This is a genomic window from Sinorhizobium sp. RAC02 (genome assembly GCF_001713395.1).
GTDB lineage: Bacteria > Pseudomonadota > Alphaproteobacteria > Rhizobiales > Rhizobiaceae > Shinella.
The window spans coordinates 3,116,788-3,139,323 of record NZ_CP016450.1 but is presented as its reverse complement, the minus strand read 5'-3'; the positions used below and the strand labels follow the sequence as shown (position 1 = coordinate 3,139,323).

At 63.7% G+C, this 22,536-nt stretch carries 21 protein-coding genes; 13 read left to right on the top strand and 8 right to left on the bottom strand.

Features of this window, described 5'->3' with window-relative positions; all coding sequences use genetic code 11:
- The first annotated feature begins 365 nt into the window (after window positions 1–365).
- The 7 genes from BSY16_RS15190 (at window position 366) to dnaJ (ending at window position 10,498) form a co-directional block, all read left to right on the top strand.
- On the top strand, window positions 366–806 hold the full coding sequence (locus BSY16_RS15190) for a MarR family winged helix-turn-helix transcriptional regulator (RefSeq protein WP_069060441.1): 441 nt from the start codon (window positions 366–368) through the stop codon (window positions 804–806).
- Between the two features lie 136 nt (window positions 807–942).
- Window positions 943–2,334, top strand: a complete 1,392-nt coding sequence (locus BSY16_RS15185) for a M20/M25/M40 family metallo-hydrolase (protein ID WP_069061564.1) — start codon at window positions 943–945, stop codon at window positions 2,332–2,334.
- 197 nt (window positions 2,335–2,531) lie between these two features.
- Window positions 2,532–3,479 carry a lysylphosphatidylglycerol synthase domain-containing protein gene (locus BSY16_RS15180; protein WP_069060440.1) on the top strand — a complete coding sequence of 316 codons (948 nt, stop codon included), beginning with the start codon at window positions 2,532–2,534 and terminating at the stop codon, window positions 3,477–3,479.
- 100 nt (window positions 3,480–3,579) lie between these two features.
- Window positions 3,580–4,017 carry a BA14K family protein gene (locus BSY16_RS15175; protein ID WP_069060439.1) on the top strand — a complete coding sequence of 146 codons (438 nt, stop codon included), beginning with the start codon at window positions 3,580–3,582 and terminating at the stop codon, window positions 4,015–4,017.
- Window positions 4,018–4,211: 194 nt separating this feature from the next.
- Window positions 4,212–6,443: a transglycosylase domain-containing protein gene (locus BSY16_RS15170; protein WP_069060438.1), complete on the top strand. Its 2,232-nt coding sequence runs from the start codon at window positions 4,212–4,214 to the stop codon at window positions 6,441–6,443.
- Between the two features lie 785 nt (window positions 6,444–7,228).
- Window positions 7,229–9,139, top strand: coding sequence for a molecular chaperone DnaK (gene dnaK / locus BSY16_RS15165; RefSeq protein WP_069060437.1), 1,911 nt, complete (start codon window positions 7,229–7,231; stop codon window positions 9,137–9,139).
- 234 nt (window positions 9,140–9,373) lie between these two features.
- Window positions 9,374–10,498, top strand: a complete 1,125-nt coding sequence (gene dnaJ, locus BSY16_RS15160) for a molecular chaperone DnaJ (protein ID WP_069060436.1) — start codon at window positions 9,374–9,376, stop codon at window positions 10,496–10,498.
- A 52-nt stretch (window positions 10,499–10,550) separates the two neighbouring features.
- Here dnaJ and BSY16_RS15155 read toward each other — a convergent pair whose 3' ends face one another.
- Window positions 10,551–10,787, bottom strand: a complete 237-nt coding sequence (locus tag BSY16_RS15155) for a putative antibiotic biosynthesis monooxygenase (protein WP_069060435.1) — start codon at window positions 10,785–10,787, stop codon at window positions 10,551–10,553.
- Window positions 10,788–10,884: 97 nt separating this feature from the next.
- On the opposite strand from BSY16_RS15155, the gene BSY16_RS15150 reads away from it, so the two are divergent.
- Window positions 10,885–11,496 carry a TetR/AcrR family transcriptional regulator gene (locus BSY16_RS15150; RefSeq protein ID WP_069060434.1) on the top strand — a complete coding sequence of 204 codons (612 nt, stop codon included), beginning with the start codon at window positions 10,885–10,887 and terminating at the stop codon, window positions 11,494–11,496.
- Between the two features lie 7 nt (window positions 11,497–11,503).
- Here BSY16_RS15150 and BSY16_RS15145 read toward each other — a convergent pair whose 3' ends face one another.
- A complete protein-coding gene (locus BSY16_RS15145) occupies window positions 11,504–12,376 on the bottom strand; it encodes a methylated-DNA--[protein]-cysteine S-methyltransferase (protein ID WP_069060433.1) in 873 nt (290 codons plus the stop codon).
- A 69-nt stretch (window positions 12,377–12,445) separates the two neighbouring features.
- Window positions 12,446–12,946, bottom strand: coding sequence for a DUF2244 domain-containing protein (locus BSY16_RS15140; RefSeq protein WP_069060432.1), 501 nt, complete (start codon window positions 12,944–12,946; stop codon window positions 12,446–12,448).
- A 75-nt stretch (window positions 12,947–13,021) separates the two neighbouring features.
- On the opposite strand from BSY16_RS15140, the gene nth reads away from it, so the two are divergent.
- Window positions 13,022–13,786 (top strand): endonuclease III, encoded by a 765-nt coding sequence (gene nth, locus BSY16_RS15135; protein WP_069060431.1) that lies wholly within the window; start codon window positions 13,022–13,024, stop codon window positions 13,784–13,786.
- Here the strand turns inward: nth and BSY16_RS15130 are convergent.
- The gene (locus BSY16_RS15130; RefSeq protein WP_069060430.1) at window positions 13,776–14,351 is read right to left on the bottom strand and encodes a TetR/AcrR family transcriptional regulator; all 576 of its coding nucleotides are present in this window, start codon (window positions 14,349–14,351) and stop codon (window positions 13,776–13,778) included. The two genes, nth and BSY16_RS15130, sit on opposite strands and share 11 nt — an antisense overlap.
- A gap of 84 nt (window positions 14,352–14,435) precedes the next feature.
- On the opposite strand from BSY16_RS15130, the gene BSY16_RS15125 reads away from it, so the two are divergent.
- Window positions 14,436–14,861, top strand: a complete 426-nt coding sequence (locus BSY16_RS15125) for a VOC family protein (RefSeq protein ID WP_069060429.1) — start codon at window positions 14,436–14,438, stop codon at window positions 14,859–14,861.
- Here the strand turns inward: BSY16_RS15125 and BSY16_RS15120 are convergent.
- Window positions 14,844–15,569 carry a sulfate transporter family protein gene (locus BSY16_RS15120; protein ID WP_069060428.1) on the bottom strand — a complete coding sequence of 242 codons (726 nt, stop codon included), beginning with the start codon at window positions 15,567–15,569 and terminating at the stop codon, window positions 14,844–14,846. The two genes, BSY16_RS15125 and BSY16_RS15120, sit on opposite strands and share 18 nt — an antisense overlap.
- A 259-nt stretch (window positions 15,570–15,828) precedes the next feature.
- Between BSY16_RS15120 and BSY16_RS15115 the strand changes: the two genes are divergently transcribed.
- Entirely contained in the window at window positions 15,829–17,859 is a 2,031-nt protein-coding gene (locus BSY16_RS15115) for a HAMP domain-containing methyl-accepting chemotaxis protein (protein WP_069060427.1), read from the top strand.
- Window positions 17,860–17,878: 19 nt separating this feature from the next.
- Here BSY16_RS15115 and BSY16_RS15110 read toward each other — a convergent pair whose 3' ends face one another.
- Entirely contained in the window at window positions 17,879–18,940 is a 1,062-nt protein-coding gene (locus BSY16_RS15110; protein WP_069060426.1) for a lysine-2,3-aminomutase-like protein, read from the bottom strand.
- Window positions 18,937–20,001 (bottom strand): EF-P lysine aminoacylase EpmA, encoded by a 1,065-nt coding sequence (gene epmA / locus BSY16_RS15105; protein ID WP_069061563.1) that lies wholly within the window; start codon window positions 19,999–20,001, stop codon window positions 18,937–18,939. Before epmA ends, BSY16_RS15110 begins: the two co-directional genes overlap by 4 nt.
- A 151-nt stretch (window positions 20,002–20,152) precedes the next feature.
- Between epmA and efp the strand changes: the two genes are divergently transcribed.
- Window positions 20,153–20,722: an elongation factor P gene (gene efp, locus BSY16_RS15100; protein ID WP_069060425.1), complete on the top strand. Its 570-nt coding sequence runs from the start codon at window positions 20,153–20,155 to the stop codon at window positions 20,720–20,722.
- A 123-nt stretch (window positions 20,723–20,845) separates the two neighbouring features.
- Entirely contained in the window at window positions 20,846–21,838 is a 993-nt protein-coding gene (locus BSY16_RS15095; RefSeq protein ID WP_069060424.1) for an adenosine kinase, read from the top strand.
- Here BSY16_RS15095 and BSY16_RS15090 read toward each other — a convergent pair.
- Entirely contained in the window at window positions 21,831–22,370 is a 540-nt protein-coding gene (locus BSY16_RS15090; protein WP_069060423.1) for an SH3 domain-containing protein, read from the bottom strand. The two genes, BSY16_RS15095 and BSY16_RS15090, sit on opposite strands and share 8 nt — an antisense overlap.
- Window positions 22,371–22,536 lie beyond the last annotated feature (166 nt).

The following is a 22,536-nucleotide window of genomic DNA, read 5'->3' as shown; positions in this document are numbered from 1 at the left end:
TAGCGCGGGCGGCTTTCCGCGTCCATCTCTCATTGAGGGTTTGCCACCCGATCAAGCGGCCGGAAAGCCTCACACGAACGTTACCAATTTGTAATTTCCGCGCGCGTTCGAATCCCTTGAAAAGCCACATTCGAACCCACAAATATTCATCAACGGCACCTGATCAAGCCGTTGTCTGGCATCCCGGCCTGTCCCCCGCCGCGCCAGACAAGGACAAAGGCCTCATCCCCCTCTCCGGGCCTTTGTCCATCATTCGAAGAAGCCGCCGCGACAAGCCTCCTGTCGTCGGCGGCTTCTCGCATTTGGGCGATTGCATCGTCTGCGATCCATTGTCTTCGGTTGCAAACCGGCATAGCTTCTCCGCCATGGACTTTGACCGGAAGGAGTCGGCCGCATACCTCGCCAATCTCCTGGCGAAGGGGGCCTCCCGCGCGTTGCAGGCGCGGGCGGACGGGGCCGGCTTTGCGCCCGGCCAGTTCCCGGTTCTGGTGGAACTGTGGAGCGGCGACGGCCTCACCCAGCGCGAACTTCTCGACCGGCTCGATATCGAACAGGCGACGATGGCCAACACGCTTGCCCGCATGCAGCGCGACGGCCTGATCTCGCGCCGCCGCCACCCGAAGGACAAGCGGGCGCAGCTGGTTTTCCTCACGGTGCGCGGCAAGGCGCTGCGCGAGGCCGCACTTGCTGCGGCGTCTGCGACCGAAGACGCTCTCTTCCAGGGTTTCCGGCAATTCGAGCGGGAGCTGTTGCTCGAATATATGCGCATGGCGCTGACCAATCTCGGCCGCGATCCGCGCGTGTGATCATCGTGGAACCGTCATACGATTTGCCCTTCCCGACGCGATCGGTCTAATGTCGCGCCGAAATTTTGATTTGCCGCATGTCGTCATCGCAAAACCGCTGACACAGCTTGGCGCAGCCTGCTTCAGGGATTCGACCATGACCAATATTCTGCCCGTCCTCGATCACGTCAGCGCCGGCATTCCGGCAAGCCTTGAGCGCCTGTTCGAGCTGGTGCGCATCAAGTCCATCTCCACCGATCCGGCCTTCAAGGCGGAATGCCGCCGCGCGGCCGAATGGCTGGTGACGGAACTGCGTTCGCTCGGCTTCGACGCGACGGTGCGCGATACGCCCGGCCATCCCATGGTCGTCGCGCATCATGACGGCGCCAAGCCCGATGCGCCGCACGTGCTGTTCTACGGCCATTATGACGTGCAGCCGGTCGATCCGCTGAATCTCTGGGATCACGACCCCTTCGAGCCGGCCGTGCGCAACACCGGCGACGGCCGCCGCATCATTACCGGTCGCGGCACTTCGGACGACAAGGGCCAGCTCCTGACCTTCGTCGAGGCCTGCCGCTCCTACAAGGAAACGGCGGGCTCGCTGCCCTGCCGCGTGACCATCCTCTTCGAAGGCGAGGAGGAATCCGGTTCGCCATCGCTGAAACCCTTCCTGGAGGCCAATGCCGCCGAACTGACGGCCGACTTCGCCCTCGTCTGCGATACCAGCATGTGGGACGCCGACACGCCGGCGATCTCGGCGGGCCTTCGCGGCCTCGTCGGCGAGGAGGTCGTCATCAAGGCAGCCGATCGCGACCTGCATTCCGGCTATTTCGGCGGTGCGGCGGCAAACCCGATCCACATCCTGTCGCGCATTCTCGCCGGCCTGCATGACGAGACCGGCCGCGTGACGCTCGACGGCTTCTACGAGGGCGTCGAGGAAACCCCGACGCAGATCAAGGCGGCCTGGGAAAAGCTCGGCAGCTCGTCCGAGAGCTTCTTGGGCGAAATCGGCCTGTCGATCCCGTCCGGCGAAAAGGGCCGCTCGGTGCTGGAATTGACCTGGGCACGGCCGACGGCGGAAGTGAACGGCATCACCGGCGGCTACACCGGCGAAGGCTTCAAGACGGTCATTGCCGCCGAAGCCTCGGCAAAGGTCTCCTTCCGCCTCGTCGGCAAGCAGGACCCGGCCAAGATCCGCGACGCCTTCCGCGCCTATGTGCGGTCTAAGATCCCGGCTGACTGCTCGGTGGCGTTCCACGCCCATGGCGGTTCGCCGGCCATCCAGCTTCCTTACGATTCGGAACTGCTCGGCAAGGCGAAGAACGCGCTTTCCGACGAATGGCCGAAGCCGGCCGTGGTCATCGGCATGGGCGGCTCCATCCCCATCGTTGGCGATTTCCAGAAGATGCTCGGCATGGAATCCTTGCTGGTCGGCTTTGCGTTGTCGGATGACCGCATCCATTCGCCGAACGAGAAATACGAGCTGCGCTCCTTCGAGAAGGGCATCCGTTCCTGGGTGCGCATTCTTTCCGCGCTCGCGGCGCGCTGACGCAGATGTGATGACAAAGTTGGTTGGCTTTAACCGAAGGGAACGGAAAAGCTGACCAACTGAATGACAAGGGCCGCATCGCGGACAGGCGATGACAGGCCCGCACGATGGGGAAGGGTTGGGATGGCATCAGGAAAGATTGCGAGACACCCTCGCAGCTCAGGCGATCGCGCGCCGGGCGCAGGGGGCAAGGCAGGATGAAGCGGCTGAAAAAATTCTTCTGGCCGCTCGTCAGCACCGCCGCGATCATTCTATCGGTCTACATCCTCTATAAGGAGCTGCGCGGTCTGTCGCTCGCCGAGTTCATGGCGAGCATCCATGCCATTCCGGTCTCCGGCTGGATCCTTGCCTGCATCGCCACGCTCGTCGCTTACGCAGCCCTCGCGGCCTACGACCATCTGGCGCTCGAGCATCTCGGCCACCGCATCTCGCTGTGGTTCATCACCATCACCTCTTTCACCACCTACGCGCTGTCGCACACGATCGGCGCGTCGGTGTTTTCCGGCGCGCTGGTGCGTTACCGCGCCTATACGTCAAAGGGACTGACCGGATCGGAGGTGGGCGTCCTCGTCGCCTTCTGCTCGTTCACCTTCGCGCTCGGCACCTTCATGCTGTTCGGCCTGGTTCTGGTGCTGGAGCCGACAATCATCGAGCGTTTTGCCGGCTTCCTACCGATCGAGGCGGCGCTGTCGACCGGCTGGCTCATTCTCGCGCTCGTGGCGCTCTACGTGGTCGGCAGCCTCGTCGGTTTCCGGCCGATCAACACGCGCTGGCTGAAGCTCGAATATCCAAAACCCTCGCTGGTCTTCCGCCAGCTGTTCATCGCGCCGATCGAGCTCATCGCGGCGGCGGCGATCATCTATTTCGTGCTGCCGGCAGAGGGCAATCCGGGTTTCTTCGTGGTGCTCGGCATCTTCCTCGCCTCCTTCTCGGTGGCGCTGCTGTCGCATGCGCCGGGAGGCATCGGCGTTCTGGAACTGGTCTTCATCGCCGGTTTGCCGGACATGGACCCGGCAACCGTGCTTGCGGCCCTTGCCGTCTTCCGGCTGTTCTACCTGATCATCCCGTTCATCATGGCGCTGGTGGTCATTCTGATCTTCGAACGGCAGCGTTTTCTTGCCCGTCCGGGCCATGGCGAAGATTGAAGGGCGGCTCGTTTTGGTTCATCTCGGGTTCAGCCGAATTCTTTCATGGTATGATCCGTCTTGATCACTGTGCAACAGTGACAATCCAAGGGAGACCGACATGAAGACAACGTTCAAGGGCGGCATTGCCGCGGCCATGGCCGTCGCCATGTTCGCCACGACATTCGTCCCGGCAGAGGCCTTCGCCATGCCGATGCCGAAGGTCGGCGCTTCTCAGTCCAGCGATATCCAGCAGGTGCAGTGGCGCGAACGTCGCGAACGTCGCGGCTGGCATGGCGGGCATCGCGGCTATCGTTATGAGCGCCACGGCTATCGCCGTCATTCGGATGGCTGGTGGTATCCGCTGGCTGCCTTCGGCGCCGGTGCGATCATCGGCGGCGCGATCGCCAATGACAGCTATTCCCGGCCGCGTTACGAAGGCATCAATCCGCGCCACACCGATTGGTGCTATGCGCGCTACCGGTCGTACCGGGACTACGACAACACGTTCCAACCCAATTATGGCGGTCGCCGTCAGTGCTACTCGCCTTACTATTGAGGCAAACCATCGGGCGGCCCAAAAGGCCGCCCGAAGTCTTTGAGGCCACAAGCGTACGTCGAGCGCCTCACGACTTGTCGCGGAAGTGATTGAGAAATTGGAGCTTTCCGTTTCCGGTTTCTTAACCACCCCTTAAATCGCCGCATTTAAGGTTCAACCGACGGCGACATTCACGAGGGCATATCCGACCGCTTATGGCAGGCAACCGCAAATCCGAGCGTATTGAGCCGTCCTTCCAGGGATCGAGAGGGCGCGACGACGACGATTTTCACGTCGGCGCGGCTGATCGCGTGGTGGGCGGCGGTGGTCGCAAGGGGCGTGGCAAGCCGCCGAAGGCCGAGCGGCCGCAGCGCGGCTCCAGGGCGCGCCGGCAATCGTCCGGCGGCGGCGTCTTCGGTTTCTTCCACAGGCTCGTCTACTGGTGCTTCGTGCTCGGCCTGTGGGGCGCCATCGGCGTCGGCGGGCTGGTGCTCTACTACGGCGCGCGCATGCCGAGCGCCACGAGCTGGTCGATCCCCGACCGGCCGCCGAACGTCAAGATCCTGGCCGTCAGCGGCGAGGCGATCGCCAATCGCGGCCTGACCGGCGGCGAGGCGCTGAACCTCGAAAACATGTCGCCCTATATTCCGCAGGCCGTCATCGCCATCGAGGATCGCCGCTTCTATTCGCATTTCGGTGTCGATCCGCTCGGCCTTGCCCGCGCGATGCTCACCAACATCACGACCGGTCGCATGGTGCAGGGCGGCTCGACGCTGACCCAGCAGCTGGCAAAAAACATGTTCCTGTCGCCGGAGCGCACGCTGGAGCGCAAGGTGCAGGAAGTGCTGCTCGCCTTCTGGCTCGAGCACAAATATTCCAAGGACCAGATCCTTGCGATGTATCTCAACCGCGTGTTCTTCGGCTCCAACTCCTATGGTGTCGAAGCCGCCTCTCGGCGTTACTTCAACAAGTCGGCGCGGGACGTGAATCTCGGCGAGGCAGCCCTTCTCGCCGGCCTGCTGAAGGCGCCGTCGCGCCTGTCGCCGGCGCGTGATCCGGAAGCGGCGGAAGCCCGCGCCCAGGTCGTGCTCGGCGCCATGCGGGAAGAAGGTTTCGTCACCGACACCGAAATTACCACCGCGATGTCGCAGACGCCAGCGCGCGCAAAAAGCTACTGGTCCGGCGCGCAGCATTATGCCGCTGACATGGTGATGGCGCAGCTTCCCGGCATGATCGGCGACGTTACCGAAGACCTCATCATCGACACGACGATCGACCTCGACCTCGAAAAGAAGGCCGACGAGACGATCTCCGCGATCATCGACAAGGAAGGCGCCAAGTCGAACGCCTCGCAGGCCGCCCTCGTCTCGATCGACGGCACGGGCGCCATCCGCGCGCTGGTCGGCGGTCGCGACTATGCGGAAAGCCAGTTCGACCGCGCCTCCAAGGCAAAGCGCCAGCCGGGTTCCGCCTTCAAGCCCTTCGTCTATGCCGCAGCGCTCGAAGCCGGCCGCTCGCCGCTTTCGGTGCGCAACGATGCGCCGGTGAAGATTGGCAAGTGGACGCCTGAGAATTACGACCAGAAATACCGCGGCGAGGTTACGCTCTCCTCCGCGCTTGCCAATTCGCTGAACACGATTGCCGCCCAGCTCGTCATGGAAGTGGGGCCAGACGAGGTGGTCAAGCTTGCGCGCCGGCTCGGCATCGAATCGGAAATGCAGTCGAATGCCTCGATCGCGCTCGGCACGTCCGAGGTGACGCTGGTCGAGCTGACGGCCGCCTATGCGCCCTTCATGAATGGCGGCTACAAGGCGACGCCGCACATCATCCGCCGCATTTCGACGGCCGAGGGCCGGGTGCTCTACGAAAACACCTACGATAATCCGCCCCGGGTGCTGGAGCCGAACATCGTTTCCATGATGAACGGCATGATGATGCGCGTCATCACCGATGGCACCGGCAAGAACGCCCGCATTCCCGGCTGGCCGGCCGCTGGAAAATCCGGCACGACGCAATCCTTCCGCGACGCGCTCTTCGTCGGCTTCACCAGCAACCTGACGACCGGCGTGTGGTTCGGCAATGACGACGGCAAGTCGATGAAGAAGGTGACGGGCGGCGGGCTTCCCGCAAAGGCCTGGAGCCAGTTCATGATCGCCGCCCATGCCGGCCTCAACCCGTCGCCGCTGTTCGGTACGGCCGGCGGCGACCAGCCGGTGGTCGAGGGAGCGCAGCCGGTGCCGGAAGAGGGCGGCGACCAGCTGTTCGACATCATCTCCCGCACGCTCGGCACCGATGGCGGCAACACCCGCGATGGTCAGGCCGTCGCCGCCGAGCAGACAGGCGCGGTGCCGCTCGACGACGGTCTCGTTCCGCCCGCCGACGTGGGCGAGCAGCGGCAGACCGGCACGCGGCGCACGACCTTGCTGGATGTGCTTCTGGGGGGCTGAGGACGTCGGCGCGATGTCACCGTTCGTCATAGGCGGCGGGCAACCCTGTTCGAGCCGCCTCTATCCCCAAGCGATAACCACGTTCGACGGCTCGATCGGATGATCCACCCACCGTCGGGATTGCCGGCGGGACGCGCGGTTGGTCGGCGCGAAAGCCGACCTACAACCGGAGGGATAGGGCGAGCGCATGGATTTCGACGGCTATCGCTGCATGCCGATAGCTCAACTGTAAAATGCCAGCGTCAGTCGATTCTTCGAAATCATTGCCACACAATCCACAGCTGCTTCAGCGGACAAGTGTGCACGCGGTTATGGTGACGGGGACAATTGGTGTTAGAAAATTGGACGGGCCTGTTGTAAGCCGTTGAATACGCGAATTTGTTCGATCTGTTTTCGCGCCGCGGCATTCTCGTTGATACCGGAGTGCAGACCGGAGGCTCGATATTTTTCGGGTCGGCGCGCCGTCTCCAGATCAGCCGCTGTGCGCCCAAGCACGCGGCGGGGCTGCAAGAATATCCGCGCAATGACGCCGCCTGATCGCACTGTTCGGCTTGACGCCCGTCGGGAACCTCACCACATTGCGCCTGCTAGACGGTTCACCCTTCTCATAGCGCTGATTTTGCGAGCTTTGCGGCCGCACGATGTCTTGCAGTCGCATAGAGTGCTCCTTATATACGCCGCAAGGCTTCGGCTCACGCTCAAGCTTTCGAGAAGACCATACCATTAGGGGCTGCCAACAGAATGCCTGAATGGGTTCCGGCAGTTCGCTTCAAGGAGAGAATGACATGGCTAAAGTAATCGGTATCGACCTCGGGACGACCAATTCCTGCGTATCCGTCATGGACGGCAAGGACGCGAAGGTCATTGAAAATGCCGAAGGCGCGCGCACGACCCCGTCGATCGTCGCCTTCAACGATGATGGCGAGCGCCTGACCGGCCAGCCGGCGAAGCGCCAGGCCGTCACCAATCCGGAAAACACCCTGTTCGCAGTGAAGCGCCTCATCGGCCGCCGCTACGACGACAAGCTCGTCGAGAAGGACAAGGGTCTCGTTCCCTACAAGATCGTCAAGGGCGACAATGGCGACGCCTGGGTCGAAGCCCACGGCACGGGTTATTCCCCGTCGCAGGTCTCCGCGATGATCCTTCAGAAGATGAAGGAAACCGCCGAATCCTATCTCGGTGAGAAGGTCACGCAGGCCGTCATCACGGTTCCCGCCTACTTCAACGACGCGCAGCGCCAGGCGACCAAGGATGCCGGCAGGATTGCTGGCCTTGAAGTTCTGCGCATCATCAACGAGCCGACGGCTGCGGCCCTCGCTTACGGCCTCGACAAGAAGGACGGCAAGACCATCGCCGTCTACGACCTTGGCGGCGGCACGTTCGACATCTCGGTGCTCGAAATCGGCGACGGCGTCTTCGAAGTGAAGTCGACCAACGGCGACACCTTCCTCGGTGGTGAAGATTTTGACATGCGCCTCGTCGAGTACCTGGCGGCCGAGTTCAAGAAGGACCAGGGCATCGACCTGAAGAACGACAAGCTCGCCCTTCAGCGCCTCAAGGAAGCTGCCGAAAAGGCCAAGATCGAACTCTCGTCCTCGCAGCAGACCGAAATCAACCTGCCGTTCATCACGGCGGACGCTTCCGGTCCGAAGCACCTGACGATGAAGCTGACCCGCGCCAAGTTCGAAGCGCTGGTCGACGACCTCATCCAGCGCACCGTCGCTCCGTGCAAGGCAGCCCTCAAGGATGCCGGCGTCACGGCGGCCGAGATCGACGAAGTCGTTCTGGTCGGCGGCATGAGCCGCATGCCGAAGGTGCAGGAAGTCGTCAAGCAGCTGTTCGGCAAGGAGCCGCACAAGGGCGTGAACCCGGATGAAGTGGTCGCCATGGGCGCCGCCATCCAGGCCGGCGTTCTGCAGGGCGACGTCAAGGACGTTCTGCTCCTCGACGTGACCCCGCTGTCGCTCGGCATCGAAACGCTGGGTGGCGTCTTCACCCGTCTGATCGAGCGCAACACGACGATCCCGACGAAGAAGAGCCAGACCTTCTCGACCGCCGAAGACAACCAGTCGGCCGTGACGATCCGCGTTTCGCAGGGCGAGCGCGAAATGGCGGCAGACAACAAGCTGCTCGGCCAGTTCGACCTCGTCGGCATTCCGCCGGCTCCGCGCGGCATGCCGCAGATCGAAGTCACCTTCGACATCGACGCCAACGGCATCGTGCAGGTTTCGGCCAAGGACAAGGGCACCGGCAAGGAACACCAGATCCGCATCCAGGCTTCTGGTGGCCTCTCCGACGCCGACATCGAGAAGATGGTGAAGGACGCCGAAGCCAACGCCGAGAACGACAAGAAGCGCCGTGAGGGCGTCGAGGCGAAGAACCAGGCCGAAAGCCTCGTGCATTCGTCGGAAAAGTCGCTCAAGGAATATGGCGACAAGGTCACGGAAGACGACCGCAAGTCCATCGAGGACGCGATTGCCGCCCTCAAGAGCGCGATCGAAGCTTCCGAGCCGGACGCAGACGACATCAAGGCCAAGACCAACACGCTCATGGAAGTGTCCATGAAGCTCGGTCAGGCGATCTATGAGGCCCAGCAGGCCGAAGAGGCTGCCTCCTCGGGTGACGCCGGCGACAACGTCGTCGATGCCGACTACGAGGAAGTCAAGGACGAGGACGACCGTAAGAAGTCGGCCTAAGCCTCTGGAATGCCGGCCGCCACAAGCGGCCGGCGCAACGGATAGCAAAAGGGCGGAAGTCAGCGCGAAGGGAACAAGGCCAAGATGATCACGCCCGTTCTAAGCGGTGACGATGTCCTGGCCTTTCCTTCGCCCCGGCTTCCGCCCTTTTGCGTGTGCGCTTTTCAAGCGCAGGCCAAGGCAAGCTTGCTCATCCATAACGACAAGACCAGTCCATGAAACGGACCTGACCGAATGGCAAAAGCTGATTTTTACGAGACGCTGGGTGTCTCCAAGACCGCCGACGAGAAGGAGCTGAAGAGCGCCTTCCGCAAGATGGCGATGAAGTATCACCCGGACAAGAATCCGGGCGATGCCACGGCCGAGCAGACGTTCAAGAACGTCAACGAGGCATACGAAACGCTGAAGGACCCGCAGAAACGCGCGGCCTACGACCGTTATGGCCACGCTGCCTTCGAGCAGGGCGGCATGGGCGGCGGTGGCGGCGGCTTCCAGGGCGGCGGCTTCTCCGACATTTTCGAAGATATCTTCGGCGAGATGATGGGCGGCGGGCGCCAGCGGCGTTCCGCCGGTGGGCGCGAGCGCGGCGGCGATCTGCGCTACAACATGGAAATCTCGCTGGAAGAGGCCTATGCCGGCAAGACCGCGCAGATCCGCGTGCCGACGTCGATCACCTGTGACGTCTGTACCGGGACCGGCGCCAAGCCCGGCACGAGCCCGAAGACCTGCGCCACCTGCCAGGGCTCCGGCCGCGTGCGGGCAGCCCAGGGCTTCTTCTCGATCGAACGCACCTGCCCGACCTGCCACGGCCGCGGCCAGACCATCAGCGACCCCTGCACCAAGTGCCACGGCCATGGCCGCGTCACGGAAGAGCGCTCGCTGTCGGTCAACATCCCGGCCGGCATCGAGGACGGCACGCGCATCCGGCTCTCCGGCGAAGGCGAGGCGGGCGCACGCGGCGGTCCTGCGGGCGATCTCTACATCTTCCTGTCGGTGAAGCCGCACGAGTTCTTCCAGCGCGACGGGGCGGATCTCTACTGCACCGTGCCGATCTCGATGACGACGGCAGCCCTTGGCGGCACGTTCGACGTGGCGACGCTCGACAGCACGAAGTCCCGTGTTACCGTGCCGGAAGGCACGCAGGCCGGAAAGCAGTTCCGGCTGAAGGGCAAGGGCATGCCGGTTCTGCGTTCCGCGCAGGTCGGTGATCTCTACATCCAGATCCAGATCGAGACGCCGCAGAAGCTGACCAAGCGCCAGCGCGAGCTGCTCAAGGAATTCGAGGAGATTTCCTCGAAGGACAACAACCCGGAATCCGCCGGTTTCTTCGCGCGGATGAAGGAGTTCTTCGAAGGCTGATCGTCTTTGGAGCATTCAAACGAAAGCCGGGGTGGAAGCACCCCGGCTTTTTTCATGCGGCGCGCAGGATGAAATTCGAAAAGCGCTTCTGCACGAAGGGCGAGACGACGAAGACCATGGCGAACACCATGATTGGCGCGATGACCGCCGTGCGCTGCCAGATCGTCCAGCCTTCGGTGAGCGGCAGGACGATATAGAGGATCGTGGTGATCAGGGGGTAGACGGGCACCAGCATGGCAAGTGCGAGGTGGAGTTTCGAAAGTTTGCGGTTTGGCGTCGAAGCGGTCATGGGAGGAGCCTTTATAGAACGGAACGTTTCGTTTATATAGAAACGAAACGTTCCGTTCAAGTGCTCGGCGTGCTAAAGCAATGAAAAAGGAAATGTCATGACCGAGGCAGACAGCAAGCCGGCACGCCGCTCGATCGGCGCCACGCGCAATCCGGACAGCCAGGCGGCCATTCTCGCGGCGGCCGAGGCCGTGCTGGTGGAAAACGGGCTCGGGGGCTTCTCTATCGAGGCGGTGGCGCGCCGCGCCCGCGCCGGCAAGCCGACGATCTATCGTTGGTGGCCCTCGCAGGCCGCGCTGCTGCTTGACGTCTATCACAGCCAGAAGCGCATCAATTTCATCTTTCCTGATAAAGGCAATGTGCGCGAAGACCTGCGCGCCTATCTTTCCGGCCTCATGCAGACGTGGCGGGAAGGTGCCAGCGGCGAACTTTTCCGCAGCGTGGTGGCCAAGGCCCAGGGCGAGCCTGCCGCACTCGCAGCCCTTTCCGCCTATATGGCGGTCCGTCGCAGCCAGAGCGGCAGGATCATCGAGAAGGCGCAGGCGCGCGGCGAGGTGCGCCCGGACGTGCAGCCTGAACTGATCACCGAAATCCTGTCGAGCTTCGCCTGGGGCCGGTTGCTGACCGAGCGGCTTGATGTCTCCGACGCGGAAATCGACGCCGTGGTCGATGCGGTTCTCTGCGGCATTGTCACAAAGCCGGCCGCCTGAGCCGGCGTCAGGCCTTGCCCGATTCCCAGCCCAGCATGGCGCGCTTGCGCGTCAGGCCCCAATGGTAGCCGGTAAGCGCCCCACTCTTGCCGAGCGCCCGGTGGCACGGCACAACGAAGGAAATGGGGTTTCGCCCGACGGCGGCGCCCACGGCGCGCGAAGCGGTCGGCTGGCCGAGCTTTTGGGCGATCGACGAATAGGTGACGGCGCAGCCCATCGGAATGCGTAGCAGCGCCTCCCAGACCCGGACCTGAAAGTCCGAGCCGATCAAAACGACGCGCAACGGTTCTTCCGCGTTCCAGCGTTCCGGATCGAAGATGCGCTCCGCATAGGGGGCCGTTGCCTCGCTGTCCTCGACATAGATGGCGTTCGGCCAGCGCGAGGACATGTCCTCGAAGGCGTCCATGCCGTCCGCCTCGTCGGTGAAGGCGAGGCCGGCAAGGCCGCGATCGGTGATCATGACGAGCGCGCCGCCGAAGGGCGAGGGGTGCAGGCCGTAGCGGATCGTAAGACCCGCGCCGCGCGCCTTCCACTCGCCGGGCGACATGGCCTCGTGCGTGACGAACAGATCGTGCAACCGGCTCGGGCCGGAGAGACCGACCTCGAAACTCGTTTCGAGCAGCGGCAGGTCCTCCTGGCGCAGCAGGCGCTTGGCGTGGTCGAGCGTCACGGCCTGCAGGAACGCCTTTGGCGAAAGCCCGGCCCAGCGGGTAAACGTCTTCTGCAACTGCGTCGGTGACTGATCGAGCCGGCCGGCAATGTCTTCCAGGCCTGGCTGGTCGCGATAATCCTCGGTGATCATCTCGATGACCCGGCGGACGGTCGCATAGTCGTCGCCCTCGGGCGTGATGTCGGTTTGCAAAGTCGCGGCAATGTTCATTGGTCTTCTCCTGTGCCGCCAGAAAAGCACGCTTGGAGCATGCTCGCCACCCGATTCCTGCCGGACTCGCTAGTAGCCGCGTTTGACCCGGGCAAGCGCGCCGGAAAAGGCGGAGGCGAAGCGTTCGCGATCGTCAAGGGGCAGGAATGTACCGACATCGGTCTCGCGGCCGTCGCCGCTGACATGCATGGCGGTGATGCCGATCTTCGGCTTGCGCGAGACAAGGAAGCGCGCCCAGAACGGATTGAAGACGTGTTCGGTCTCGCGGCCCGACGGACTGATCTTGCGGATCGAGATGTTGGTGCGCGAGAGCGACACGACCTCGCGCGCCTTTGCCGCCCGGTTGTTCAGCCAGAAGGCGCCGATCAGGATGCCGAAATCGAGGCCGAAGAACAGCATGACGGGCCAGGCGCCGGAAATCAGGAAGACGGCCATATGGGCAAGGGTGAGCGCGCCCGCGATGATGAAGAATATGCGATGCCCGTTCCGCCCCAGCGAGCGGTAGGGGTGGAGTTCCGCGGAGAAGACCGGCAGGTCGTTCATCGTCATGTCGGCGTTGCCTTGCGTCATGACTGACGATTATAGAGCATGTTGCGCAAAAGTGTGCAGCGGTTTTGCGATAACAACATGCGGCGATAGAGCATCATGGAAAACGGGACGATCAAAAAGAAGCCGAGCTCCGCCTCGCCCCGTCGCAAGGCGCCGGCGCGGCCGAAGAGCCTCTATTCGCAGGACGAGCTGAAGGAGGTTTTCCGGCGCTTCTCCATCCAGCGGCCTGAGCCGAAGGGCGAGCTGGAACACGTCAATCCCTTCACGCTGGTCGTCGCCGTGGCACTCTCCGCGCAGGCGACGGATGCCGGCGTCAACAAGGCGACGCGCGCGCTCTTTGCCATTGCCGACACGCCGGAAAAGATGCTGGCTCTCGGCGAAGAGAAGGTTCGCGACTACATCAAGACGATCGGGCTCTACCGCAACAAGGCGAAGAACGTCATCGCGCTCAGCCAGATGCTGATTGAGCGCTTCGGCGGCGAGGTGCCGCGCACGCGGGAAGAGCTCATTATGTTGCCGGGCGTTGGGCGCAAGACGGCGAATGTCGTGCTCTCCATGGCCTTCGGGCAGGCGACGATGGCGGTCGACACGCATATTTTCCGCATCGCCAACCGGCTGCTGCTGGCGCCCGGGAAAACGCCGGACGAGGTGGAGGATCGGCTGATCCGCATCATTCCCGACGAATATCTCTATCATGCGCACCACTGGCTGATCCTGCACGGGCGCTACTGTTGCAAGGCGCGCAGGCCGGAATGCGAGCACTGCGTCATCGCCGATCTCTGTCGATCGCCGGAAAAGTCCTGCGACGTGCCGGCGCCCCTGGTGGAACTGCCGGCGCAGCTCTACGGCCCTACGCCCTGACGAGACCGTCGAGCAGGTCGGCGATCGCGCTTTCATAGGTCGTGCGGTCGGCGCCGGTCTCGATGGCGATCGCCGCGCGGTCGAAGGCGGCGGAGAGCATTTCCGTCAGTGCCTGGAGTGTTGCGGTATTCGCTCCTGCTCCAAGGAAGTCCGATAGGCCTGCCTTCAGCGTCGCTTCGGCATTCTGCCGATCGATCGCAACGACGCTTTCCAGCCCGAGCACCGCCGGCGCTTCGAGCAGGAGCAGGCGTGTGCGGCCGGGCTTGATCATGGCGTCGAAATAGGCGGACGCCCCGTGCAAGAGTGCCTCCCGCGGTGATTTGCTCCGCACCGCTCTCTCTTCGATGTGGGCTGCCACGGCTTCACCTTCACGTTCGAGCACCGCGCGAAACAGCGCTTTCTTGTCCTCGAAATGATGGTAGAGCGCGCCGCGCGTCACCCCGGCCTCCGCCACAATGTCCGGCGTCGCCGTCTCTGCGTAACCCTTTTCCACGAAAAGCCGCCGCGCCGCCTCGATCAACGCGAGGCGTGTTGCCTCGGTGCGTTCCTTGTTGCTGCGAGCCATTTTCCCTCTTTACATACAAACTGCACGTATGTTAATTGATAAAAACATACAGATTGTATGTTTATTTTCACGAAAGGGAAAGAGATGAAAACGACCAGCTACTATCCCGTGATCATGACTGACGACGTGGCCGGTACCGCCGCCTTCTACGAGACCCATTTCAAATTCGAATCTCTCTTCGACAGCGGCTGGTACAACCATCTCCAGTCCAGGGAAGACGAGAAGGTGACGCTCGCCGTGCTCGACGGCGCGCATTCGACGATCCCCGCCGTCGGCCGCGGCAAGGTCTCAGGCCTGCTGTTGAACTTCGAGGTGGAGGATGTCGATGCCGTCTACGATGCCCTGCGCGCCGCGCGCCTTCCGATCCTGCTCGATCTCCGCGACGAGGATTTTGGCCAGCGCCATTTCATCACGGCCGATCCGAACGGCGTGCTGATCGACGTCATAAAGCCGATCCCGCCGAAGGGCGAGTATGTCGCGCTCTACGAAGCGTCAGTTCTGCCGCAGTGAGAAGCCCGGATCCTTGCGGCTCAAGGCCTTGTGGAGATGCACCATGAGGCCGGCGGCGAAGAGCGGCGTCAGCAGGTTGACGATCGGGACCGCGAGGAACGCGGCGATAAGCAGGCCGGCGAGAAGAACGGTGGAGGCGTGTTTGGCCCGAAACAGCCGCGCCTCCGCAGGGGTCCGGTAGCGCATCGCCGCGAACTCGAAAAATTCCCGGCCGAGCAGGTAGCCGTTGACCAGGAAGAAGGCGACGAGATTGACGCCGGGAATGAACAGCAGGAACAGTGCGATGAGGTTGCCGAGGATGACGACGCCGAGGAACTTGATCGAGCCTGCAATCGCCTGGCCGAGCGGCAATGCCGTGCCCGGTGTTTCCGTCGGGTAATCGCGCTTCTCGATGACCTCGGCGACGTCGTCGAGGAAGAAGCCGGCGATGATGGCCGTCACGGGCGCCAGCAGCAACGCGAGGCCAAGCGCCAGGCCAAGGCTTGCGATGATGCCGAAGACGAAGGTGAGCCAGCCGGCCCATTCCGGCAGGTCGGGCATGACAGCCCCTTGCAGCCATGGCCAGGCGAAGGCGACAAAACTCTCCCGCAGGCCGAACCAGATGACGACGAGGGCGAGAAGCGTGAGCCCGATGACCTTCCAGAAGACGCCGCGCGTCTCGGGAGCGAAGAGATTGCTAAGCGAGAGCCGGGCAGCGTTGAAGATCATCGGAAACTCCTGTTCGCCTACAGCGACCTTTGCGCGCCATTCATGATGCGCAAAGGCCGCTGTCGTGCTTTTTACTGCGTGCAGACCCCCGTAAATCGTTTCCGGTTTCCGGGGGTCTGCGGCAGGCATGTAGGGTGTGGAAAAGCGCCCGGCAAGGCAGGAGGTTATGGCCGCCTATTAAGCCTGCGTTAAATGACCCAACCTAGACTTTCGCGTACACGCACGACGCCGTGCGACCCAAGAAAATCAGGGAACTGTCATGCGTAATGTCCGGATCAGCAGGCTCCTGCCCGCGCTCTTCGTCCTCATGGTCGTGTTGGGTGCCCTGCAAGGCGCCGTCGCCTTCCGCTCGCTGTCGACGATGACCGGCCATATCGAGCGTATCGGCGCGGAACGCATGCCGCAGATGAGCAGCATCCTGCAGCTGAGCCACGCCTTCTCCGAGCTCAACGCGACCTATTCCGAACACCTGCTGTCGATGGACCCGGACGAGATTGGCCGCATCGAGGCGCGCATCAAGGAACGCGCCGATGCCTTTGCCGGTATGGTCGACAGCTATGGTGCCGCCAACAGCGGCGATGCGGCGACGGTAACGGAAGTCGACAGCATCAAGGCGACGCTGAAGACCTATATCGACGAGTCGGCAAAGCTCATCCAGTTTTCCGCCATCGCCGCCAAGGGGCCGGCACTGGAAGTCTACAAGGGGCCGATGCAGGCGAGTGCCGACGCGATCACCGCCTCGCTCAACGATCTCGTCGCCCGCACGCAGAAGGTCACCGAAGAGACGATCCTTGCCGCCCATAGCGAGGAAGGCTCTGCCTTCGCCCTGACCTGGGCGTCGCTTGCCGTCGCGATGGGCATCGCGATCGCCGCCATCTTCCTGGTCAACCGCCGCGTTGTGAAGCCGCTGAATGGCCTCGGGGCCGCGATGAAGCGCTTGGCCGGCGGCGATACGACCGTTACGATCCCGCACGCCGACCGCACGGACGAAATCGGCGAGATGGCCGGCACCGTTGCCATCTTCCGCGACAATGCCGCCGAGCGCCAGCGCCTGGAACGCCAGAGCGAGGACGACCGCCGCCGGGCGGACGGCGAACGCCAGGCCCGCGAGGCCGAGCGCACCCGCGACAGCGGCCGCGTGCAGGAAGCCGTCGCAAGCCTCGCCGACGCGCTCGGCAAGCTTGCTGCCGGCGACATGACGTGCCGCATCGAACAGCCGTTCGATGGTGATCTCGACCGGCTGCGCGAGGATTTCAACGCCTCGGTCTCTCGCCTCAGCGATGCGCTGCGCGAAGTCGGCGAAAATGCCCGGGCGATCGATGCCGGTGCCAGCCAGATCCGCGCCGCTGCCGATGACCTGTCGCGCCGCACCGAGCAGCAGGCCGCCTCCGTCGAGGAGACGGCCGCAGCACTCGAACAGATCACGACGACAGTCCGGGATTCGACCAAGCGGGCGGAAGAGGCGGGCGCGCTCGTCGGCCGCACCCGCTCGGGCGCCGAAAAATCCGGCGAGATCGTGCGCCGTGCCGTTGCTGCGATGCAGGAAATTGAAAAGTCCTCGAGCGAAATCACCAGCATCATCGGCGTCATCGACGACATCGCCTTCCAGACCAATCTGCTCGCCCTGAACGCGGGCGTCGAAGCGGCCCGCGCGGGCGAGGCCGGCAAGGGTTTTGCCGTCGTGGCGCAGGAAGTCCGCGAGCTTGCCCAGCGCTCGGCCAAGGCCGCCAAGGAAATCAAGACGCTGATCAACACGTCCGGCGAGCAGGTGCGCACCGGCGTGTCGCTCGTCGGCGATACGGGCCGCTCGCTCCAGACCATCGTCACCGAGGTGCAGGAGATCAACAGCCACGTGCAGGCGATCGTCGAGGCTGCGCGCGAACAATCGACCGGCCTTCAGGAAATCAACACCGCCGTCAACGCGATGGATCAGGGCACGCAGAAGAATGCCGCGATGGTCGAGGAAACGACAGCGGCAAGCCACGGCCTCGCCTCGGAAGTGCAGGCGCTGAACGCGCTGATCGGCCGCTTCAACGTCGGCGGCAGCACGGCGGCGGGCCACAGCAGGCAGGCCCCCCATCTCCACGTTGTGCCGTCCACTCCGGCGGCACCACCCATTGCCCCGGCGCCCACGCTCGTCCGCAAGTCGCCCGGCCAGTGGAACGTCAAGCCGGCCGGCAGCGGTGCGCGCCCGGTCAGTTCGCCGGCGCTCGCGCTCAGTGAAAAGCTGGCCGGAGCACTCGGCGTCCGCCAGGACAAGGGGCCGGATGGCGATTGGGAAGAGTTTTGATAAATCGGCAGGCTAAGCGCTACGCCCCGCCGTCTTCTGGCGGATAGGCGTGCGTCTCGCCGCGGAAATCGCGCACGCGGAAACAGCCGTCATCCGCCTCTTCGACGGCAAGCGAATCCGCCCTTACCTTGCCGTGTCCGCCGGGAATGTCGAGGATGTAGGTCGGCTGGCAGAGGCCGGAGACGCGGCCGCGCAGGCTTTCCACCAGTGCCCGGCCTTCGGCGAGCGTCAGGCGGAAATGCGACGTGCCGGGCGCAAGGTCGGGGTGGTGCAGGTAGTAGGGTTTGACGCGGTTCTCGACGAAGGTGCGCATCAACTCCGCCAGCACCGCCGCGTCGTCGTTGATGCCCTTCAAAAGCACCGTCTGGCTGATCATAACGATGCCGGCATCGACGATACGGGCGATGGCGTCGCGGGCATCCGGCGTGAATTCACGCGGATGGTTGGCGTGGAGCGCGACATAGGTCGTCTTGCCGGAGGCTTTCAGCGCCTCAATGAGGGCGGCATCGATGCGCGCGGGATCGACAACGGGCACGCGGGTATGGAAACGCACGATCTTCACATGCGGGATCGTCGCCAGGCGCTCCATGATGGCATGCAAGCGGCGCGGGGAGAGCACGAACGGATCGCCGCCGGTCAGGATCACCTCCCAGATTTCCGGCCGTTCGGCGATATAGGCGATGGCCGTATCGAGCGCCTTGGCGGACAGGGTGCCGAGGCCATCCGGCCCGACCATTTCGCGACGGAAGCAGAAGCGGCAATAGACCGGGCAGACATGCACCGCCTTCAGCAGCACGCGGTCGGGATAGCGGTGCACGATGCCCTCGACGGGGCTGTGCGCGAGGTCGCCGATCGGGTCGGCGCGCTCCTCCGGCAGCGTCACGAGTTCGGCGGCATCGGGGATGAATTGCCGGGCGATCGGGTCGAGCGGATCGGTGGCATCCATCAGCGAGACGAGCGGCGGCGTGACGGCGACGGCATAACGCTCGGCAACGGCGGTGGCATCGGCACGCTTCGCCTCGGCAATGAGGCCGGCGTCAACGAGTTCGGCGACCGTCGTCAGGCTGCGCGCCGCCGTCATGGCGCCGTCTCCGCAACGGGCGCCCAGATCACCTGGTCGATGCGCGCTGCCCCCGTCGCCAGCATGACCAGCCGGTCGAAGCCGAGCGCGATGCCGCTCGCCTCCGGCATGATGGCAAGGGCGGCCAAAAAGTCCTCGTCGAGCGGATAGGTTTCGCCGTAGACACGCGCCTTCTCCGCCATTTCCAGCTCGAAGCGGCGACGCTGTTCGGCGGCGTCCGTCAGTTCGCCGAAGGCGTTGGCCAGTTCGACGCCGCAGGCATAGAGTTCGAACCGTTCGGCAACGCGGCGGTCATGCGGCGCGGGGCGGGCAAGGGCGGCTTCCGCAACCGGATATTCGCACAGGATGGTGGCGCGGCCGAAGCCGAGTTCCGGCTCCACCTTCTCCACCAGCACGCGGCTGAACAGGTCCGCCCAGATGTCGTCGTCCGCAACGCGCAGGCCGGCTACCTGCATGGCCGTGGCGAGGCGCTGCCGGTCCGTCGAACCATCGGGATCGATCGAGGCGAGCAGGTCGATGCCGGCATGGCGTTGGAAGGCGTCCGCCACGGTCAGCCGCTCCGGGGTCAGGGTAGGGTCGCAGGTCGCGCCGCGGTATGTCAGCAACACAGCCCCCGCGATATCGGCGGCAAGCGCCAGCATCTCCGCGCAATCCGCCATCAGCGCGTCATAGGTTTCGCCCGCCCGGTACCATTCCAGCATGGCGAATTCCGGGTGGTGCAGCGGCCCGCGCTCGCGGTTGCGGTAGACATGGGCGAAGCAGGCGATGCGCGGCTCGCCGGCCGCCAGAATCTTCTTGCAGGCGAATTCCGGCGAGGTGTGCAGGTAGAGCGGCGTTTCGGCACCGGAATGACCGATCGCGGCGGTCTGGAAGGCGTGCAGATGCGCCTCATTGCCGGGCGAGACCTGCAGCGTCGCGGTATCCACCTCGACAAAATCGTGGCTGGCAAACCAGCCGCGCAACGCCGCCTGGATGCGGTTTCGCGCCATCAGGAACGGCCGGCGATCGGCATGGACGTCGGGCGTCCACCAGGGCGAGGGTTTTTGGCTTGTGGCGCGCATGTGACAGGTTTCTTCGGCCATACCGGCGGACAGACTGGTCTTTTGCCGGAATATAGGATAGTTGCGGCCCCGAATACGCTTTTTCAGCGTCCGGGAAGGCGTCTCAAGACGGTCCTCTACGACGCGATCCATCCACTTACAAGGAAGACTTATGGTAAAGATCATCGCCTCTTCCGTCCGCAAGGGCAATGTCCTCGAGGTCGAAGGCAAGCTCTATGTCGTGCTGACGGCGCAGAACTTCCACCCGGGCAAGGGCACGCCGGTCACCCAGGTCGACATGCGCCGCATTTCCGACGGCGTGAAGGTTTCCGAACGCTACCGCACGACCGAGCAGGTCGAGCGCGCTTTCGTCGAGGACAGCGAGCACAACTTCCTCTACCAGGACGGCGACGGCTTCCATTTCATGAACCCGCAGAGCTACGATCAGCTCACCATGTCCGTCGAGGATATCGGCGACCTGAAGGCCTATCTGCAGGAAGGCATGACGGTCGTGCTGTCGGTTTACGAAGGCGTGGCGATCGCCATCGACCTGCCGCGCCACGTCACGCTCGAGATCATGGAGACCGAGCCGGTCGTCAAGGGCCAGACCGCATCGTCCTCCTACAAGCCGGCGATCCTGTCGAACGGCATCCGCACGCTGGTACCGCCGCACATCTCGGCCGGCACGCGCGTCGTCATCGCGACGGAAGACGGTTCCTACGTGGAACGCGCCAAGGATTGATTTGCCGAACGGCAAATTTTCAAGCCGCCTGCCGGAAACGGTGAGGCGGCTTTTTTCTTTCAACTTGCGGAAAATCCGTTAAGACCAAACCCCGGCTCTTACTAACGGATACGGGAATCCCGCATGACCAAATTCGACGTGCTGACGGTTGGCAACGCCATCGTCGACATCATTGCGCGCTGCGACGAAAACTTCATCACGGACAATGGCATCATCAAGGGCGCGATTAACCTCATCGACGCCGAGCGCGCCGAACTGCTCTATTCCCGCATGGGCCCGGCGCTCGAAGCCTCCGGCGGCAGCGCCGGCAACACCGCTTCCGGTGTCGCGAGCTTCGGTGGCCGCGCCGCCTATTTCGGCAAGATCGCCAAGGATCAGCTCGGCGATATCTTCATCCACGACATCCGCGCCCAGGGCGTGCATTTCGAAACGAAGCCGCTGGCCGGCCCGCCGCCGACCGCCCGCTCGATGATTTTCGTCACGCCCGACGGCGAGCGCTCGATGAACACCTATCTCGGCGCCTGCGTCGAGCTCGGCCCGGAAGACGTCGAAGAAGATGTCGTGGCCGAAGCCAAGGTCACCTATTTCGAGGGTTATCTGTGGGATCCGCCGCGTGCCAAGGATGCGATCCGTGAATGCGCCCGCATCGCGCATGCCCATGGCCGCGAAGTCTCGATGACGCTCTCCGACAGTTTCTGCGTGCACCGCTACCGCAGCGAATTCCTGGATCTCATGCGCTCCGGCACGATCGACATCGTGTTCGCCAACAAGGCGGAAGCCTTGGCGCTCTATGAGACCGAGGATTTCGAGGAGGCGCTGACGCGCATCGCTCAGGATTGCCGCCTGGCCGCCGTGACGATGAGCGAGGAAGGTTCGGTCATCCTGACGAAGGGCGAGCGCACCAAGGTGGAGGCGATCAGCATTCCGAGCGTCGTCGATACGACGGGTGCTGGCGATCTCTATGCCGCCGGCTTCCTCTACGGCTACACGGCCGGGCGCACGCTTGCCGATTGCGGCAAGCTCGGCAGCCTTGCCGCCGGCCTGGTCATCCAGCAGGTCGGACCCCGTCCGCTGCTGTCGCTGGCGGACGAGGCGAAGAAGGTCGGCCTTATTTAAAGGCCTCGCCCGGATAGGCGCCCCAGATCTCGTTCTGCGAGACCCAGCCCGCCGTGCCGTCCACTTCGGCACGGCACCAGTCGCCGTTGCATTCGCCGACCTTGACGACGACGCCAGGCTGGATTTTGGCGATGAGCGTCGAGTTCGGCATGCCTTCGCGGCGCATGTTCACATAGATGTCTTCGCCCTTGCCGCGCATCCATGGCGCGGTCACGGCGGTGCGCTCGCCGGAGAGCAGCGCCTGGTTGACCCAGCCCTCCGTGCCGTCGGCATCGCGAATGCGGCGCCAATTGTCATATTCCTGGATGATTTCGACCGGCACGCCGGACTTGAGATAACGCCAGGCCACGGCATAATCGACGCTCGGGCCGACGCGCAGGTTGACGCTCTTTGCCTTGAGGCTGACGAAGCGCGGCAGCGGCAGGCCGCTTGGCCCCTTGGCTGCCTGGGCATGGGCGGACTGCAGGCCCGCGACCGAAACGAGGATGCCCGCAAGGGCGACAAGACTGAGACGAACGACAAGGTTACGCATGGAGAACCCGCACAAACTGAAGAGGGCATCGGGCTGCCGAACCGGTGCGGAGTGGCAAATCGCGGGAACCGCTGTTTGGGCGGATTGTCTTCGCGACCGGGTCTGGTAGAAAATGCCCCTGATGAAGCAATCCTTGCCCAACTTGGTTAAGGACCCGTCAACAGGA

Coding starts and splice junctions, on each gene's coding strand:
- BSY16_RS15190 (WP_069060441.1), top strand. CDS start 366: ATGGACTTTGACCGGAAGGAGTCGGCCGCATACCTCGCCAATCTCCTG.
- BSY16_RS15185 (WP_069061564.1), top strand. CDS start 943: ATGACCAATATTCTGCCCGTCCTCGATCACGTCAGCGCCGGCATTCCG.
- BSY16_RS15180 (WP_069060440.1), top strand. CDS start 2,532: ATGAAGCGGCTGAAAAAATTCTTCTGGCCGCTCGTCAGCACCGCCGCG.
- BSY16_RS15175 (WP_069060439.1), top strand. CDS start 3,580: ATGAAGACAACGTTCAAGGGCGGCATTGCCGCGGCCATGGCCGTCGCC.
- BSY16_RS15170 (WP_069060438.1), top strand. CDS start 4,212: ATGGCAGGCAACCGCAAATCCGAGCGTATTGAGCCGTCCTTCCAGGGA.
- dnaK (WP_069060437.1), top strand. CDS start 7,229: ATGGCTAAAGTAATCGGTATCGACCTCGGGACGACCAATTCCTGCGTA.
- dnaJ (WP_069060436.1), top strand. CDS start 9,374: ATGGCAAAAGCTGATTTTTACGAGACGCTGGGTGTCTCCAAGACCGCC.
- BSY16_RS15155 (WP_069060435.1), bottom strand. CDS start 10,787: ATGACCGCTTCGACGCCAAACCGCAAACTTTCGAAACTCCACCTCGCA.
- BSY16_RS15150 (WP_069060434.1), top strand. CDS start 10,885: ATGACCGAGGCAGACAGCAAGCCGGCACGCCGCTCGATCGGCGCCACG.
- BSY16_RS15145 (WP_069060433.1), bottom strand. CDS start 12,376: ATGAACATTGCCGCGACTTTGCAAACCGACATCACGCCCGAGGGCGAC.
- BSY16_RS15140 (WP_069060432.1), bottom strand. CDS start 12,946: ATGACGCAAGGCAACGCCGACATGACGATGAACGACCTGCCGGTCTTC.
- nth (WP_069060431.1), top strand. CDS start 13,022: ATGGAAAACGGGACGATCAAAAAGAAGCCGAGCTCCGCCTCGCCCCGT.
- BSY16_RS15130 (WP_069060430.1), bottom strand. CDS start 14,351: ATGGCTCGCAGCAACAAGGAACGCACCGAGGCAACACGCCTCGCGTTG.
- BSY16_RS15125 (WP_069060429.1), top strand. CDS start 14,436: ATGAAAACGACCAGCTACTATCCCGTGATCATGACTGACGACGTGGCC.
- BSY16_RS15120 (WP_069060428.1), bottom strand. CDS start 15,569: ATGATCTTCAACGCTGCCCGGCTCTCGCTTAGCAATCTCTTCGCTCCC.
- BSY16_RS15115 (WP_069060427.1), top strand. CDS start 15,829: ATGCGTAATGTCCGGATCAGCAGGCTCCTGCCCGCGCTCTTCGTCCTC.
- BSY16_RS15110 (WP_069060426.1), bottom strand. CDS start 18,940: ATGACGGCGGCGCGCAGCCTGACGACGGTCGCCGAACTCGTTGACGCC.
- epmA (WP_069061563.1), bottom strand. CDS start 20,001: ATGCGCGCCACAAGCCAAAAACCCTCGCCCTGGTGGACGCCCGACGTC.
- efp (WP_069060425.1), top strand. CDS start 20,153: ATGGTAAAGATCATCGCCTCTTCCGTCCGCAAGGGCAATGTCCTCGAG.
- BSY16_RS15095 (WP_069060424.1), top strand. CDS start 20,846: ATGACCAAATTCGACGTGCTGACGGTTGGCAACGCCATCGTCGACATC.
- BSY16_RS15090 (WP_069060423.1), bottom strand. CDS start 22,370: ATGCGTAACCTTGTCGTTCGTCTCAGTCTTGTCGCCCTTGCGGGCATC.